This window comes from Microbacterium sp. SORGH_AS_0862 (assembly GCF_030818795.1).
In the GTDB taxonomy this organism is placed as follows: Bacteria; Actinomycetota; Actinomycetes; order Actinomycetales; family Microbacteriaceae; genus Microbacterium.
This window is the reverse complement of record NZ_JAUTAY010000001.1, coordinates 765,935-782,271: the sequence shown is the minus strand read 5'-3', so window position 1 is coordinate 782,271 and position 16,337 is coordinate 765,935. Positions and strand designations below refer to the sequence as shown.

Below are 16,337 nucleotides of genomic sequence, written 5' to 3'. Positions count from 1 at the left end.
CATCCGCACCTGCCCGGGACTGCCCCAAACACCGGCTGGGGCGCGCGCCGACCCCGCGCGCAAGGGGATGCGGGGCGCGAGCCTGCGCCCCTAGGGTCGGGGTCATGGCGAGCGAACGCACCACCGTGATCGTCCCCGGGCCCGACGGCGACCGGGAGGTCTCCGTCTCGAGTCCGTCCCGCGAGGTGTGGCCGGCCGCGGGGATCACCAAGCGCGAGCTCGTCGACTACATCCTGGCCGTGTCCGAGCCGTTCCTGCGCGCGAACGGGCACCGTCCGGTGTCGCTCGAGCGCTTCCGTGACGGCATCGACGGTGAGGCGTTCTTCTCGAAGAACCCGCCCAAGGGCACCCCGGACTACGTCGATGCGGTCACGGTCACCTACAACAGCGGGCGCAGCCATCCGCAGGTCGTGCTCACCGAGCCTGCAGCGCTCGTGTGGGCCGTGCAGATGAACACGGTCGTCTTCCACCCGTGGGCCTCGCTGGCCGCCGACCCCGACCGCCCCGTCGAGCTGCGGATCGATCTCGACCCCCAGCCGGGCACGGACTTCTCGGATGCGGCGGCCGTCGCGCCCCTCATGCGCGAGGTGCTGGCGGAAGCCGGCCTCGACTCCTGGATCAAGACGAGCGGGAACCGCGGCATCCACCTCTTCTGCCCGATCGAGCCCATGCACGAGTTCCTCGACGTGCGCCACGCCGCGATCGCCGCGGGCCGGGAGCTCGCCCGTCGCGCACCGGATCGGGTGACGATGAACTGGTGGAAGGAGGAGCGCGGGCAGCGCATCTTCGTGGACTTCAACCAGACCAACCGCGACCGGACGATGGCCGGCGCGTACAGCCCCCGCGCGCTTCCCGACGCGACGGTGGCGACCCCCATCACCTGGGACGAGCTGCCCACCGTCGACCCCCACACCTTCACCGTGCGCACGGTGCCGCGCCGCCTCGCGGAGATCGGCGACCCGTGGGAGCACATCGCCCGCAACCCCGGACGTATCGACACCCTGCTCGAATGGTGGCAGCGGGACCTCGACGACGGCCTCGGGGAGCTGCCCTTCCCGCCCGAGTTCCCGAAGATGCCCGGAGAGCCGCCGCGCGTGCAGCCGAGCCGTGCGCGTTCGGAGGAGTGATCCGTCAGTCCAGCACGTCGCCGAGATCGTAGGCCGACACCTGCTCGAGCTGCGAGAAAGTGCAGGATGACGCCTCGCGGTCGGGACGCCAGCGCTCGAACTGCACGGTGTGGCGGAACCGCATCCCCTCGAGCTGGTCGTAGCGCACCTCGAGCACCCGCTCCGGGCGCAGCCGCACGAACGACACGTCCTTGGACGCGGCGAATCGCGACCGCTCGGTCTCGCCCGTCACCGCCTGGCCCTTCTCGTCGCGCTCGACCAGCGGCGCCAGCTCGTCGACGAGCTCCCGCCGCCGCGCGTCCGTGAACGCCGACACGCCGCCCACATTGCGCAGGCGTCCCTCGTGGTCGTAGAGCCCCACCAGCAGCGAGCCCACCCCGACGCCGCTCTTGTGGACGCGGTAGCCGAGCGCGACGACGTCGGCGGTGCGGGCGTGCTTGATCTTCAGCATCGTGCGCTTGTTCGGCTGGTAGGCGTCGTCGAGTCGCTTGGCGACGACGCCGTCCAGACCGGCGCCTTCGAACTCTGCGAGCCAGCGTTGCGCGGTCGCGGGATCGGCGGTCGTGCGGGTCAGGTGAACGGGAGGCTCGACACCCGCCAACAGGTCCTCGAGCTCGGCGCAACGCTCGGCGAAGGGGGCGTCGCGCAGATCACGGTCGCCGCGAGCCAGCAGGTCGAAGGCGATGAGCAAGGCGGGCGTCTCGTCCGCCAACTTCGTGACGCGGGAGGCCGCGGGGTGGATGCGCTGACTCAGCGCCTCCCAATCCAGCCGCTGCGCGCCCGGGGGTCCGGTCGGGATGACGATCTCGCCGTCGATGAGGCATGGCTCGGGCAGCACTCGCGGCAGTGCCTCGACCAGCTCGGGGAAGTACCGGGTGAGTGGCTTCGCGCCCCGCGAGCCCAACTCCACGCTCTCCCCGTCCCACGCGGCGAGCACTCGGAAGCCGTCCCACTTGGGCTCGAAGCTCCACCCGGCCGCATCCGGGACGTCCTTGACCGCTTTGGCGAGCATGGGAGCGGGGATCTCGTACCGCACGGGGTCCTCCTCAGGCTGTCGCGTCGCCCGCCGTGACGCGCTGCTCGCGCTTCTTGGGCCTCGCCCACTTCGCCGGGGTGTCGGGGCCGTCCCACACCTGGATGATGCCCCAGACGACCGCGGTCAGCGGCACGGCCAGCAGTGTGCCGAGGATGCCGCCGATCGCGGTGCCGCCGGCGAGCACGACCAGCACGACGAACGAATGCAGCTTCATCGACCTGCCCATGAGCACCGGCTGCAGGAAGTTGCCCTCGAGCTGGTTGACGGCGACCACGACTCCCACGACGATCAGGGCGACGACCGGCCCGTTGGCCACGAGCGCCACCAACGCCGCCAACGCACCAGCGGTCACGGCGCCGACGATCGGGATGAAGGCGAGCAGGAAGACCAGGACCGCCAGCGGGATGGCGAGCGGGACCTGCAGGATGAGCAGTCCGATCAGGATGCCGACGGCATCGACGAAGGCGACCGCCGCCGTGCCGCGCACGTAGGAACCGAGAACCTGCACCGACTTGTCGCCGATCCGCCGCGCGCGCACGTACGACGTGCCGTGGAACGGGCGCAGCAGGAACTCCCACATCCGCGGGCCGTCCTTCAGGAAGAAGAAGAGGATCACGACCATCAGGACCAGGCCGGTGACGAAGCTCGCGACGGCGCTCACGCCCGCGAGGGCGCCGCTGCCGAACTGCGCACTCGTCACGAAGTCGCCGAGCTGCCCCATCCACTCATCGATCTGCGCCGACGTCGGGGCGAACGGCAGCGTGTTGACCCAGTCGAGCAGCTGCTGGAAGCCGCCTTGCGCCTGCGACGAGAGGTCGTCCCACTGGTCGCGGACCGCCCACACGATGATCCACCCGAGTCCGGTGAGCAGCACGACGACGGTGAGCAGCGTCAGAAGCGTAGCCAGGATCGAGGGCACGCCCTTGCGTCGCATCCACGTCATGACCGGTGCGAAGGCCGAGGCGAAGATGAGCGCGAGGATGAGCGGGATGACGACGACCGTGACTTGGCGGATGCCCCAGATGGCTCCGGCCAGGATGGCGACGATCACGATGATCTGCAGCCCGCGGATCGCGAGGCGTCCGAACGCATCGCCCCAGAGGCTCCACGGAGCCCGGTGTGCGGTGAGCTCGACCTCGCGGGAGGTGAGCGTCACCTCCTGCGGTGCGCGGCGGAACAGTCCCATGCGACGACCGTATCGGCCGCATCCGTCCGGCGTCTGCGTCTTGACGCGCGGATGTCGGAGCGGCAGCAGGCTCAGACGAATGCGCCGGTGCCCGTGATGTCGCGGCCGATGAGCAGGGCCTGCACGCTTTCGGTGCCCTCGTAGGTGTGAATGGCCTCGATGTCGGCCATGTGCTGGATCACGCGGTTCTCCAGCAGGATGCCGTTGCCGCCCATGAGATCGCGTGCCGTCTGGGCGATGCGGCGTGCGGCGCGGGTGTTGTGGTACTTCGCCAGGGAGGCCTGTGTCGGTCGCAGGGCTCCCGCGGTCTCGAGGTCCGCCATGCGCCGGCAGTAGAGCTGCATCGCCGTGAGCTCGTCGAGCATCTGTGTGAGCCGCTCCTGCACCATCTGGAACTTCACGAGGGGCTTGCCGAACTGCACCCTCTGCTGCGCGTACGAGAGCGCGGCCTCGTAGCAAGCCGTGGCATGCCCGAGTGCCGACCAGGCCACGCCGGAGCGGGTGGAGTACAGCACCGTCGACGCGTCTTTGAAGCTGCGGGTGCCGGGGAGCACCGCATCCGCCGGCAGGCGCACGTCGTCGAGGGCGATGTGCGCCTGGTGGATGCCGCGCAGCGACGCCTTGCCCGCGATGACCGTGCCTGCGTAGCCCGGAGTGTCCTGCGGGACCAGGAAGCAGCGGACCGCACCGTGCTCGTCGGCGGCCGCATCGTCCACGCGTGCCCAGACGAACGTGATGCCGCCGGACGCTCCGTTGCCGATCCACTTCTTCGCGCCGCGCAGGACCCATTCGTCGCCGTCACGGCGGGCGACGGTCTCGAGGGAGACGGAGTCCGACCCGTGGTCGGGCTCCGTCAGGGCGAAGGAGCCCAGCACCTCGCCCCGCGCGAGCGGCTCGAGCCACCGTTCCTGCTGCGCGGGGGAGCCGAACAGGGCGAGGGTGCGCAGGGCGAGACCGCCCTGCACCGCGATCACCGTGCCGAGCGATCCGTCGCCTCGCGACACCTCCATGTTGACCAGGCCCGCGGCGAGCGGCGAGAAATGCGTGAGCGAGGGGTGCTCGATGCCGTCGCTGAACAGATCGAGCTCGCCCAGACGGGCGACGAGGTCCAGGGGGTAGGAGCTGTCGTCCCAGGCGGCGACCATGCGATCGCCGACCTCGTCGACGTAGCCCTTCGCGCGGTCCCAGACGGCGCGGTCGGCGGCGGGGATGTCGGCGAACACGGCGTAGTAGTCGGTGTCCAGCCGTCCGGTCACGTCGTAGGCGGCGGCGGTGTCGCCCGGCAGAGAGGTCATGCGCACACGATAGTCGCGTGGGACGCTGTGTCGCCAATCCTGGGACTCAGTTTCACGCGCTCGGATGAGGGGCTGCCGCGCGTTAGCCTGAGCGGGTGCCGGCCCTCAGCGACCATCTGCGATCCGTTCCTCCCAGCGGCATCCGTCGCATCTTCGAGATCGCGCTCACGCTCGACGACGTCACCATGCTCGCGGTCGGCGAACCCGACGTCCCCGTGGCGGCGCACATCATCGCTGCGGCCACGCGCGCCTGGGAGGCGGACGAGACCGACTACGTGGCCAATGCCGGCATCCCCGCGCTGCGCCAGGCGTTCGCCGAGCGCTTCAGCGCGAACCACGGCGCGGCCCTGTCGCCGGAGCGGGTCTGGGTCACCGTGGGCGGCACGCAGGCGCTGCACCAGGCGATGGGCCTGGTTCTCGGGCCGGGCGACGAGGTGCTCGTGCCCGACCCCGGATACACGACGTTCTCGATGAGTCCGCGGATGCTGAGCGCCGTGCCTGTGCCGTACCCGTTGCGTCCGGAGGTCGGCTTCCTGCCCGAGCTCGACCGCATCGAGGCGCTCATCACGCCGCGGACGCGGGCGATCGTGGTGAACTCGCCGTCGAACCCGCTCGGCACGGTCATCGACGGTGGGCTCGCGCGGGGGATCCTGGAACTCGCGCGCCGCCGTGACCTCTGGATCATCAGCGACGAGGTGTACGCGGAGCTGACGTGGGGAGATCCGCACGTGAGCCTGACCGCGCTCGACGCGCTGAGCGACGAGCCGAGGGTGCTGGGCGTTTTCTCCCTCTCGAAGTCGTACGCCATGACGGGGGTGAGGGTCGGATTCCTCATCACCCCGCTCGGCATGGATCAGATCCTCCGCACGGTGCAGGAGGCCATGATCGCGTGCGTGGCCGTGCCCGATCAGCGCGCGGGCGTGGCGGCGCTCACCGGTGACCAGAGCAACATCACCCTCGCCCGTGCCCACTATCGTCGGAACCTGGATGCGGCGACCGCGCTGCTCGACGAGCGGGGCATCGCCTATCGGGTGCCCGACGGCGCTTTCTACCTGTGGATCGACCTGCGTCACGCGACCGGCGGGGACGTCGGGGCGTGGGCGGAGGAGTTCCTGCGCACGGAGCGCGTCGCTCTCGCGCCCGGCTCCGCCTTCGGTGCTTCGGGCGAGGGGTGGGTGCGAGTGTGCGCGGCCGCCTCGCGCGGCGACCTGCTCCACGGGCTGTCACTGCTGCCCGCCCCCTGAGTGCCGCCCTTCCGGCGCCCTGTGTCCCGCGCCGGATACCGCGACGTGTGCACGGCGGATGCGGGGTGGACCGCCGCATCCGTCACGTCACGCCACTCCCGCACCACGGATCGTGCAGATGTCGCGCCGCGCGGCGCGGCTCAGTGCAGGTCGTCGCGGAGGCGGCGCGCGACCTCCGCGGCCGGCATGCGCCGGGGGAAGACGGCCACCACGACGTCGTCGGCTGCGGCTGCGGTCCGCTCGCCGACCCCGAACTTGTCGAGGCAGTCGTCGAGGGCTCGGCGCAGCGCCGAGGCGGGAACCTTCTTGGGGCCGCGCAGGAGCCGACGCAGCACGTGGTTGTGCACGGCGGTGACGAGGGCTGCGAAGCTCACCGCGTCGAGGGGGTCGAGCCCGGGAAGCGCCGTGCGCAGGTACTCGTCGAAGAGCCGCTCGTAACGGAAGACGGTCACGATCTCGCGGTCGCGCAGCGCCGGCACATCGCGCACGACCGTGTAACGGCGCCGGGCGAGCTCGGGGTCCGCCGCGAAGTGACGGTAGACCTGCATCGATGCCTCGCAGACCGCTTCCCACGGATTCTCGTGCGGCCGGGCGAGGTAGGTGCGCAGCCTCTCGAGCAGGAGCTCGTGATCGGCGAAGACGACATCGTCCTTGCCGCCGAACTGGCGGAAGAACGTGGAACGCGAGATACCGGCGGCCTGAGCGATCTGGTCGACCGAGGTCGCCTCGAAACCCTGCCGCGCGAACAGGTCGAGGGCCGCGGCGACGACCTCGTCACGCGCGGCTGAGGGGGAAGCTGTCTCACTCATCTGCGCAGCCAGCCTAGACCTGCTCCGGTGCCGTCCCGTCGACGTCGCCGCCGTGTCAAGCCCCGCGGACATCGACCGCCGGACGCGTTGACTGCGCCGCATGGATCCCCTCTGGAAGCAGCACGCTCGCACGGTCCCCACGACCCCGTTCGTCCCCGGTGCGCACGAGATCGTCGTGGTGGGCGCGGGCATCACGGGTCTCGCGACGGCGGTGCTGCTCGCCGAGTCCGGGCACGAGGTCGTGGTGCTCGAGGCGCGCGAGGTCGCCGGACTCGCGACGGGCGCGAACACGGGCAAGGTCTCGCTGCTGCAGGGGACGCAGCTGTCCACGCTGCGCGCCCACCACTCGCCGTCCCTCGTGCGCGCCTACGCGCAGGCGAACCTGGACGGGCAGCTCTGGCTGCGATCGTTCGCCGATCGCGTGGGACTGCCGTACGTGGCGCGCACCGCCTTCACGTACGCACAGCACGACGCCGGGCGCTCCCGTGTGCGTGAGGAGTTCGAGGCAGCTCGAGAGGCCGGCCTGCCGGTGCGGTGGGCCGCGGCGGAGGAGCTCGAGCTGCCGTTTCCCGCCCGCTCCGCCGTCGCGCTGGACGGTCAGTTGGGGGTGGACCCGGATGCGGCGGCGCACGCCCTTGCGCTCGCCTTCCTCGCTGCGGGCGGCACGCTGCACACCGGCGTGCGGGCCACGGGGGTCTCCACCTCCCACCGACCGACGGTGCACACAGCCCGCGGCGACGTGACGGCCGAGAGCATCGTGCTGGCGACGGGCGCGGCGGTGCTCGACCGCGGGCTGTACTTCGCCAAGGTCTCCGCGATGCGCTCCTATGCGGTGGCCTTCGCCGTGCCGGACGAGGTGGGCCTCCCGGAGGGCATGTTCCTCTCCGCGGACGCCCCGAGCAGATCGGTGCGCACCGTGTCCGAGCGCGATGGGCGGTGGGAGCAGACGCGGTTGATCGTCGGGGGCGGCGGACACCCGGTCGGGCGCGCCGCATCCGAACGCGCGCGCGTCGCGGAGCTGATCGCCTGGACCCGGCGCCACATGCCGGAGGCGGTGCCGACCCACCGTTGGTCGGCACAGGACTACACCTCCCACAACCTCATCCCCTTCGCCGGAGTCATGCCCCGCACCGGCGGCCGGGTGCGCTTCGCGACGGGCTACGCGAAGTGGGGCCTCACCAACGGGCCCGCGGCCGCTCTGCGGATCGCCGCGGAGATCGAGGGTGTCGGCGAGAACGAGCGTGCCGACTGGATGCGCCGGCTCGGCACCCGCATCACCGTGCCGGCCGACCTCGCCAAGGGTGCGGCGGAGAACGCCAAGGTCGGCGGACAGGCTGTCCAGGGCTGGGCCGACGCGCTCCGGCATCCGACCCGCGTCCCCTCCGAGGGCAAGGGTGTCGTCGGTGCGGATGCGGGACGCCCCGTCGGTGTCTCGAGGGTCGACGGCGAGGTCCGCGCCGTCTCCGCGGTCTGCCCGCATCTGGGAGGCGTACTCAACTGGAACGACGCCGAGTGCACGTGGGACTGCCCGCTGCACGCCTCGCGCTTCGCGCCCGACGGGCGTCGGATCGAGGGTCCCGCACTGTCGGATCTGCGGCGTGTGAGGCCGCCGTCGTCTGCACAGGCGTGAACGGAGCACTCGCGCACGGGGAGTAGGCTGGGGGACTGGTCGATATCTCGACGTCGAGACGTTTTGCGTCACCCTCCCTCGGACCAGCGAAGGAAGCCCAGTGGATCTGTACGAGTACCAGGCACGAGACCTTTTCGAGAAGTACGAGGTGCCGGTGCTCGCCGGCATCGTCGCGGACACCTCCGAGGAGGTGAAGGCGGCAGCCGAGAAGCTCGGCGGCGTCGTGGTGGTCAAGGCGCAGGTCAAGACGGGCGGCCGCGGCAAGGCGGGCGGCGTCAAGGTCGCGAAGACCCCCGACGAGGCGTACGAGGCGGCCAAGGCCATTCTCGGCCTCGACATCAAGGGTCACGTCGTCAAGCGCGTCATGGTCGCCGCGGGCGCATCCATCGAGAAGGAGTTCTACTTCTCGGTGCTGCTCGACCGCTCCAACCGTTCCTACCTGTCGCTGGCCAGCGTCGAGGGCGGCATGGAGATCGAGCAGCTCGCGGTCGAGAAGCCCGAGGCTCTCGCACGCATCGAGGTGAACGCGCTCACCGGCATCGACAAGACCAAGGCCGTCGAGATCGCCCGCGCGGCGAACTTCCCCGAGGAGCTCGTCGAGAAGGTCGCCGACGTCTTCGTGAAGCTCTACGCCGTCTACACCGGCGAGGGAGCGACGCTCGTCGAGGTGAACCCGCTGATCCTCGACGGAAGCGGCAACATCATCGCCCTCGACGGCAAGGTCACCCTCGACGACAACGCGACCGAGGTGCGCCACCCCGAGCACGAAGAGCTCGAGGACAAGGATGCGGCCGACCCGCTCGAGGCGAAGGCCAAGGCTGCGGGCCTCAACTACGTCAAGCTCGACGGCCAGGTGGGCATCATCGGCAACGGAGCGGGTCTCGTCATGTCGACGCTGGACGTCGTCGCCTACGCGGGGCGAGAACCACGGCGGTGTGAAGCCCGCGAACTTCCTCGACATCGGCGGCGGCGCCTCTGCCACCGTCATGGCGGCGGGCCTGGACGTCATCCTCGGCGACCCGCAGGTCAAGAGCGTCTTCGTCAATGTCTTCGGCGGCATCACCTCGTGCGTGGCCGTGGCGGAGGGCATCGTCAAGGCGCTCGAGATCCTCGGCGACACCGCGACCAAGCCGCTCGTCGTGCGCCTGGACGGCAACCAGGTCGAAGAGGGCCGCGCGATCCTCGCCGCGGCGAACAACCCGCTCGTGACCCTCGCCGCAGGCATGGACGAGGGCGCCGACAAGGCCGCCGAGCTGGCCGCCGCCTGATCGCCCGCATCGGATAAGGACACAGACATGTCGATCTACCTCAACAAGGACTCCAAGGTCATCGTCCAGGGCATCACCGGCGGCGAGGGCACCAAGCACACCGCTCTGATGCTGAAGGCGGGCACCCAGGTCGTCGGCGGCGTCAACGCACGCAAGGCCGGCACGACCGTTTCGCACACCGACAAGGACGGCAACCCCGTCGAGCTGCCGGTCTTCGCGAGCGTCGCCGAAGCCATCGAGGCCACGGGCGCCGACGTCTCCATCGCCTTCGTGCCGCCGGCGTTCACGAAGGACGCCATGATCGAAGCCATCGACAGTGAGATCCCGCTGCTCGTGGTCATCACCGAGGGCGTGCCCGTCGGCGACTCCGCCGAGGCGTGGGCCTACGCGATCGAGAAGGGCAACAAGACCCGCATCATCGGCCCGAACTGCCCCGGCATCATCACCCCCGGTGAGTCGCTTGTGGGCATCACGCCCGCCAACATCACCGGCAAGGGTCCCATCGGTCTCGTGTCGAAGTCGGGAACGCTGACCTATCAGATGATGTTCGAGCTGCGCGACCTGGGCTTCTCGACCGCCATCGGCATCGGTGGCGACCCGATCATCGGCACGACCCACATCGACGCGCTCGAGGCGTTCGAAGCCGATCCCGAGACCAAGGCGATCGTGATGATCGGCGAGATCGGCGGCGACGCCGAGGAGCGCGCCGCCGACTACATCCGCGCCAACGTCACGAAGCCCGTCGTCGGCTACGTCGCCGGTTTCACCGCGCCCGAGGGCAAGACGATGGGCCACGCCGGCGCGATCGTCTCGGGCTCCGCGGGCACCGCGCAGGCCAAGAAGGAAGCGCTCGAGGCAGCGGGCGTGAAGGTCGGCAAGACGCCGTCCGAGACCGCCGCCCTCATGCGCGAGATCATCCAGGGTCTGTAAGACCGCTCACGAAGGGCGGATGCGGGCGGCCGAGGCCCCCGCATCCGCCCTTCGTCGTATCGCGCCGCAGTAGCCTGGACGCATGCCGCTGACAGGGGAGTACAAGCCGAGCACGTCCGAGTGGGCCCGGTCGCAAGCCGAGCTCTACGAAGCCACCAACGGTGCCGAGGGCGGTGAGCTGCGCGGTGTTCCGATCATCGTGCTGACCACTGTCGGCGCCAAGAGCGGTGGCCTGCGCAAGACCGCGCTCATGCGCGTCGAGCATGACGGGGACTACCTCGTCGTGGCCTCCAAGGGCGGGGCACCCGACGAGCCCGCCTGGGGCAACAACATCCGCAAGCACCCGCACGTCGAGCTGCAGGACGGCGCCGTCAAGCGCGACTACACCGCGCGCGAGCTCGAGGGCGACGAACGCCAGCTGTGGTGGGACCGCGCGGTGGCCGTGTGGCCCGACTACGCCGTCTACCAGACCAAGACCGACCGCCAGATCGCGATCTTTGTGCTGGAGCCGCGCGAGGCCTGAGCGCCCGCACACACGCGAACGAGCATCCGTTCGCCGAGTGAGCACCCCATCGAGTGCTCACCGGACGAACGGATGCTCGCTCGGCGTCGAGGTGGTGGCTCAGCCGCCGAGGGTCGCCTCGATCGGTCCGCGTACGAAGAACACGACGAAGCCGGCGGCGACGATCCACAGCAGCGGGCTGATGCGGCGGGCGTGTCCCGACAGCGAGCGGATGACGACCCAGCTGACGAAGCCCGCGCCGATGCCGTTGGCGATCGAGTACGTCAGCGGCATGACCGTGATGGTCAGGAACACCGGGATCAGCACCGAGACGTCGGTGAGATCGACGTGACGGATCTGGCTCATCATGAGTGCGCCGACCGCGACGAGGGCCGCCGAGGCGACCTCGCTCGGCACGATGGTGGTCAGAGGCGTCACGAACATCGCGAGGAGGAAGAGCGCACCGGTGACGAGGTTCGCGAGGCCCGTGCGGGCGCCCTCACCGATGCCGGTGCCGGACTCGATGAACACCGTGTTGGAGGACGACGAGGTCAGTCCGCCCGCGACGGCGCCGATGCCCTCGACCACGAGTGCGGAGCGCAGGCGTGGGAAGTTGCCCCGCTCATCGGCGAGGTTCGCCTCGCGCGAGAGTCCCGTCATGGTGCCCATCGCGTCGAAGAAGTTCGTGAACAGCAGGGTGAACACGAGCATCGCGGCTGCGAGCACCCCGATGCGATCGAAGGCGCCGAAGCTGACCTGACCCACGAGGCTCAGATCGGGCAGGCTGAAGATCGATGCCGGGATCTCGGGCACGCTGAGTCCCCAGCCGCCGGCGTTGCCGTCGGCGCGCGCACCGAGGTGCCAGATCGCCTCGACGATGACCGCGACGACGGTGCCGCCCGCGAGACCGATGAGGATGGCGCCCTTGACCTTGCGGGCGAGAAGGATCGCGATGGTCACGAGCGTCAGCACGAACAGGAGCGTCGGGACGGTGGCGATCGAGCCGTTCACGCCGAGACCGACGGGAGGCGACGCGAGGCCCGTGCTCTGCACGAGTCCGCCGTCGACGAAGCCGATGAAGGCGATGAACAGACCGATGCCGACCGTGATGGCGGTCTTCAGCGCCATCGGAACGGCGTCGAAGATGAGCCGGCGCAGGCCGGTCACGGCCAGGAGCACGATGAGCAGGCCGTTGATGAGCACCAGACCCATGGCCTCGGGCCAGGTGACCTCGCCCACCACGCTGACGGCGAGGAACGAGTTGATGCCGAGGCCCGCCGCGAACGCGAAGGGCAACCGGGCGACGAGGCCGAAGAGGATCGTCATCGCGCCGGCGGTGAGCGCTGTGGTCGCCGCGACCTGGGCGAAGCCGAGGGCATTGCCGGCCACATCCGTTCCGCCGGACAGGATGATCGGGTTCAGCAGGACGATGTAGGCCATCGCCACGAAGGTGACGATGCCGCCGCGGATCTCGCCGCCGACGGTGGCGCCGCGCGCCGTGATGCCGAAGAAGCGGTCGAGGCGGCCGGGGGAGGACGGTGAAACGCTGGTGGTACGGGGGTGGTGCACCCGACGAGAGTAGTCGGACGCGGCCCGCTGCGCGACGCGGGAGAGCCGTGGCAGATGCGGGCGGCGTGGGGGACGGCCACGCCAAGGTCCGCTGGGTAGGGTCAGGGGGCCATGCAACGCGTCCTCGTCCTTCTCCTCTCCGCCCTCGACGCCGTCGTGGCGGCGGCCGTCGGTCTCGCCGTCGCAGGCGCGCCGCTGATGGTCTTCTGGTTCGTCGCGTTCGGTTCAGGAGATCTTTCCGCCGTCTGGCAGAGCGCTGCGACCATCTGGCAGTTCGGGCACTCGGTTCCGGTCGCGATCACACTTCCCGACGTCTACGTCGCCGAGCTGGGCGTCGATCCCACCCTCGCGAGCTTCACGCTCTCGCTCGCCCCGCTGGCCTTCGCCGCGTTCACCCTGCTCTTCGGCGGGCGCTCGGGAGCCCGGGCCGGTCGTGCCGGGGCGCCGTGGAGCGGCGCACTCACGGGAACACTCGTGTTCGCCGCGCTCGCCTCCGGCATCGCCGTCACGTCGCAGGCACCGTTGGCAGGCACCGACCTGTGGCGCGCCATCTGTTACCCCACCGCCTACTACGCCGCCGGGGTGCTCGCGGGCGCCCTGCATCGTGCGTGGATCGACGGCGACGACGGGCCCGTCGACGCCCTCCGCGCCCGGCTCGACCGCGCCCGGGGTGCCTGGCCCGAGGTTCCCGAACTCGCCGTGCGGGGCACGGCGATCGCCGTGACGGGTCTGGTCGCGGTGGGCGCGGCCGTCCTCGCGCTCGGGCTCATCGTGCGCGCTCCGAACATCGTCGCGCTCTCCCAGGCCGGCAACCTGGATGCGGGTGGCGCGGCCGTCCTCGCGCTCGCCCAGCTGCTCTATCTGCCGACGCTGCTGGTCTGGGCGCTGTCCTTCGTCGCGGGGCCCGGCGTCGGGCTCGGCGCGGGGAGCGTCGTCTCGCCGGCGGGCACGCAGCTCGGCGTGCTGCCGGGCGTGCCGATCCTGGGCGTGCTGCCGGAGGGGGCGAGCAGCTGGTATCTGCTGCTGGCACTCCTTCCCATCGCGGTCGGAGCCGTCACGGGCTGGGCGACACGATCCCGCCTCAGCCCGCGCGGCTCGACGGCGGATGCGGAGAGCACCGGCATCCTCGTGACACTCACGCTGTCCATCGCCGCCCTGGCCGCCCTGGCCACGGCACTGATGGCGCTGCTGGCGAGCGGAAGCATGGGGCCAGGGCGGCTGTCGGCCGTAGGCCCTGACGCTCTCGCGGTGGGCGTGGCCGTCGGCGTCGAGGTGGGTCTGGGCGCGGCGATCCTGTTGCTCTCGCCGCGTCGGCGCAGCGACGAGGTCGCCGCGACCGGATCGGGTCCGGGGGTGTTCGCGCGCCTGTCGGGCGGGCGCGGGGACGCGGGCGACACCCCCGAGCGGACGGATGCGGCGCGCGACTAGACTGTGCGGGTGCTCACGGTCGCCGTCCTCATCTCCGGCACCGGCTCGAATCTGCGAGCCCTGCTCGAGGCCGCGGCGGAAGCCGATTTCCCGGCCCGTGTCATCGTGGTGGGCGCCGACCGCGAAGCCTCCGGTCTCGCACACGCCGAGGAGTTCGGCATCCCCAGCTTCGTCATCCCCTGGCAGGGCGCCGACCAGCGCGAGGCGTGGGGTGAGGAGCTCGATCGGCAGCTGCGTGTCTGGCGGCCCGACCTCGTCGTGCTCTCGGGGCTCATGCGTCTGCTCCCGCCGTCGGTCGTCGCCGCGTGGAGTCCGCACCTGATCAACACGCACCCCGCCTACCTGCCGGAGTTCCCCGGCGCCCACGCCGTGCGCGACGCGATCGCGGCGGGCGCCGCCGAGACCGGGGCGAGCGTGATCGTCGTCGACGACGGCGTCGACACCGGTCCGATCCTCGCCCAGGAGCGCGTCGAGGTGCACCCGGGCGACGACGAGAACGCGCTCCACGAACGCATCAAGCCCGTCGAACGACGTCTGCTCATCGACGTCGTGCGCCGTATCGCCACCGGCGAGCTCGACCTCGCCGCATCCGCCGTCTGACCCACCGCAACCGCCCCACCCCGAGGAGTCCCATGGCCGGGCCCAGCCACGATCCGTCCCTCTACCGCGACCGCGATGTCGTCCCCGTCCGCCGCGCGCTCGTCTCGGTCAGCGACAAGACCGACCTGCTGCGTCTGGCCGAAGCGCTGGTCGCTGCCGGCGTCGAGATCGTCTCGACCGGCTCCACCGCGCAGACCATCCGCGACGCCGGGTACGACGTCGTCGACGTCTCGAGCGTGACCGGGTTCCCCGAGTCGCTCGACGGGCGCGTGAAGACCCTGCATCCGGGGGTCCACGCGGGCCTGCTCGCCGACCTCCGCCTCGCACACCACGAGGAGCAGCTGACCGATCTCGGCATCTCGCCCTTCGAGCTCGTGGTCGTGAACCTCTACCCCTTCGTCGAGACCGTGGCATCCGGCGCATCCGGCGACGCCGTGGTCGAGCAGATCGACATCGGCGGGCCCGCGATGGTGCGCGCGTCGGCGAAGAACTACGCCAACGTCGCGATCGTCGTCTCGCCCGAGTCGTACCCCGCGATCATCGACGCGATCGCCGCCGGCGGCACCTCGCTCGCCCAGCGTAAGGAACTCGCGGCGCGCGCCTTCGCCCACACGGCGAACTACGACCGCGCGGTGGCGACCTGGTTCGCGGACGAGACCCTCGCCGAGGGCGAGCAGCTGCCCGCGCACCTGACGATCAAGGCCGAGCGGCTCGCGACGCTGCGCTACGGCGAGAACTCCCACCAGCGCGCGGCGATCTACACCCGCACCGGCGGGCACGGCATCGCCCAGGCTCTGCAGCTGCAGGGCAAGGAGATGTCGTACAACAACTACGTCGATGCGGATGCGGCACTGCGCGCCGCCTTCGACATGGTCAAGCCCGCGGTGGCGATCATCAAGCACGCCAACCCCTGCGGCATCGCCGTGTCGGCACCCAACGCGCTCGACGAGATCGCGAGCGCGCACCTGCGGGCCCACGAATGCGACCCCGTCTCGGCGTTCGGCGGTGTGATCGCCGCGAACCGCACGGTCACGCTGAAGATGGCGGAGAACCTGCGCGACATCTTCACCGAGGTGATCGTCGCCCCGGCCTTCGAGCCGGAGGCGCTCGAACTGTTCCGTCTGAAGAAGAACCTGCGCGTGCTGCAGCTGCCGGCCGACTGGCAGCAGGAGCGTATGGACGTGCGTCTCGTCTCGGGCGGTCTGCTGCTGCAGGACGCCGACCGATTCCCGGACGACATCGAGTCCGTCGCGACCGACTGGGAGCTCGTCGCGGGCGAGCGCCCGGTCGGCGAGGAGATGACGAACCTCATCTTCGCGTGGAAGGCGTGCCGCGCCGTCAAGTCCAACGCGATCGTGCTGGCGAAGAACTCCGCGACCGTCGGCATCGGGATGGGGCAGGTCAACCGCGTCGACTCGTGCCGACTCGCCGTCGAGCGTGCCGGAGATCGCGCGGTCGGCTCCGTCGCCGCATCCGATGCCTTCTTCCCGTTCTCGGACGGACCGCAGGTTCTGCTGGATGCGGGAGTCTCCGCCATCGTGCAGCCGGGCGGCTCCGTGCGCGACGACGAGACGATCGCCCTCGCCCGCGAACGCGGCGTGACGATGTTCTTCACGGGAGAGCGCCACTTCTACCACTGAGTCCCGGCGCTTCCGCTGGACAGCGCCGCCCCGCAGGACGATTCCTTCCGGATCGTCCTGCGGGGCGGTTGTT

Annotated in this window: 13 protein-coding genes and 1 pseudogene; 9 read left to right on the top strand and 5 right to left on the bottom strand. The window is 70.6% G+C overall.

What is annotated here, in order from left to right; all coding sequences use genetic code 11:
• Positions 1-104: 104 nt before the first annotated feature.
• Positions 105-1,127: a non-homologous end-joining DNA ligase gene (gene ligD, locus QE377_RS03670; RefSeq protein WP_307319761.1), complete on the top strand. Its 1,023-nt coding sequence runs from the start codon at positions 105-107 to the stop codon at positions 1,125-1,127.
• A 4-nt stretch (positions 1,128-1,131) separates the two neighbouring features.
• On the opposite strand, the gene QE377_RS03665 is transcribed toward ligD, so the two are convergent.
• From QE377_RS03665 to QE377_RS03655, 3 genes are all read right to left on the bottom strand, one after another.
• Positions 1,132-2,139, bottom strand: a complete 1,008-nt coding sequence (locus QE377_RS03665) for an ATP-dependent DNA ligase (RefSeq protein ID WP_373459551.1) — start codon at positions 2,137-2,139, stop codon at positions 1,132-1,134.
• A gap of 34 nt (positions 2,140-2,173) precedes the next feature.
• Positions 2,174-3,349, bottom strand: a complete 1,176-nt coding sequence (locus tag QE377_RS03660) for an AI-2E family transporter (RefSeq protein WP_307319757.1) — start codon at positions 3,347-3,349, stop codon at positions 2,174-2,176.
• A 71-nt stretch (positions 3,350-3,420) separates the two neighbouring features.
• Complete coding sequence (locus QE377_RS03655; RefSeq protein ID WP_307319755.1) at positions 3,421-4,644, bottom strand: acyl-CoA dehydrogenase family protein; 1,224 nt, start codon at positions 4,642-4,644, stop codon at positions 3,421-3,423.
• Positions 4,645-4,739: 95 nt separating this feature from the next.
• On the opposite strand from QE377_RS03655, the gene QE377_RS03650 reads away from it, so the two are divergent.
• Positions 4,740-5,888 (top strand): pyridoxal phosphate-dependent aminotransferase, encoded by a 1,149-nt coding sequence (locus QE377_RS03650; protein ID WP_307319754.1) that lies wholly within the window; start codon positions 4,740-4,742, stop codon positions 5,886-5,888.
• Positions 5,889-6,028: 140 nt separating this feature from the next.
• Here the strand turns inward: QE377_RS03650 and QE377_RS03645 are convergent, their stop codons facing one another.
• A complete protein-coding gene (locus QE377_RS03645) occupies positions 6,029-6,697 on the bottom strand; it encodes a TetR/AcrR family transcriptional regulator (protein WP_307319753.1) in 669 nt (222 codons plus the stop codon).
• A 100-nt stretch (positions 6,698-6,797) separates the two neighbouring features.
• Here QE377_RS03645 and QE377_RS03640 point away from each other — a divergent pair, with 100 nt between their 5' ends.
• The 4 genes and pseudogenes from QE377_RS03640 (at position 6,798) to QE377_RS03625 (ending at position 11,048) form a co-directional block, all read left to right on the top strand.
• Positions 6,798-8,327: an FAD-dependent oxidoreductase gene (locus QE377_RS03640; RefSeq protein WP_307319752.1), complete on the top strand. Its 1,530-nt coding sequence runs from the start codon at positions 6,798-6,800 to the stop codon at positions 8,325-8,327.
• 100 nt (positions 8,328-8,427) lie between these two features.
• Positions 8,428-9,595 (top strand): annotated as a pseudogene (sucC, locus tag QE377_RS03635) (ADP-forming succinate--CoA ligase subunit beta).
• Between the two features lie 27 nt (positions 9,596-9,622).
• A complete protein-coding gene (gene sucD / locus QE377_RS03630) occupies positions 9,623-10,525 on the top strand; it encodes a succinate--CoA ligase subunit alpha (RefSeq protein WP_137416260.1) in 903 nt (300 codons plus the stop codon).
• Positions 10,526-10,607: 82 nt separating this feature from the next.
• Positions 10,608-11,048: a nitroreductase family deazaflavin-dependent oxidoreductase gene (locus QE377_RS03625; protein WP_307319751.1), complete on the top strand. Its 441-nt coding sequence runs from the start codon at positions 10,608-10,610 to the stop codon at positions 11,046-11,048.
• A 99-nt stretch (positions 11,049-11,147) separates the two neighbouring features.
• Here the strand turns inward: QE377_RS03625 and QE377_RS03620 are convergent, their stop codons facing one another.
• Positions 11,148-12,596 (bottom strand): NCS2 family permease, encoded by a 1,449-nt coding sequence (locus tag QE377_RS03620; protein WP_307319748.1) that lies wholly within the window; start codon positions 12,594-12,596, stop codon positions 11,148-11,150.
• A gap of 111 nt (positions 12,597-12,707) precedes the next feature.
• Here QE377_RS03620 and QE377_RS03615 point away from each other — a divergent pair, with 111 nt between their 5' ends.
• The 3 genes from QE377_RS03615 to purH are packed head-to-tail and all read left to right on the top strand — an operon-like array spanning position 12,708 to position 16,264.
• A complete protein-coding gene (locus QE377_RS03615; protein ID WP_307319747.1) occupies positions 12,708-14,024 on the top strand; it encodes a DUF6350 family protein in 1,317 nt (438 codons plus the stop codon).
• A gap of 9 nt (positions 14,025-14,033) precedes the next feature.
• Positions 14,034-14,624 carry a phosphoribosylglycinamide formyltransferase gene (purN, locus tag QE377_RS03610; protein ID WP_307319746.1) on the top strand — a complete coding sequence of 197 codons (591 nt, stop codon included), beginning with the start codon at positions 14,034-14,036 and terminating at the stop codon, positions 14,622-14,624.
• A gap of 32 nt (positions 14,625-14,656) precedes the next feature.
• Positions 14,657-16,264, top strand: a complete 1,608-nt coding sequence (gene purH / locus QE377_RS03605; protein ID WP_307319743.1) for a bifunctional phosphoribosylaminoimidazolecarboxamide formyltransferase/IMP cyclohydrolase — start codon at positions 14,657-14,659, stop codon at positions 16,262-16,264.
• Positions 16,265-16,337 lie beyond the last annotated feature (73 nt).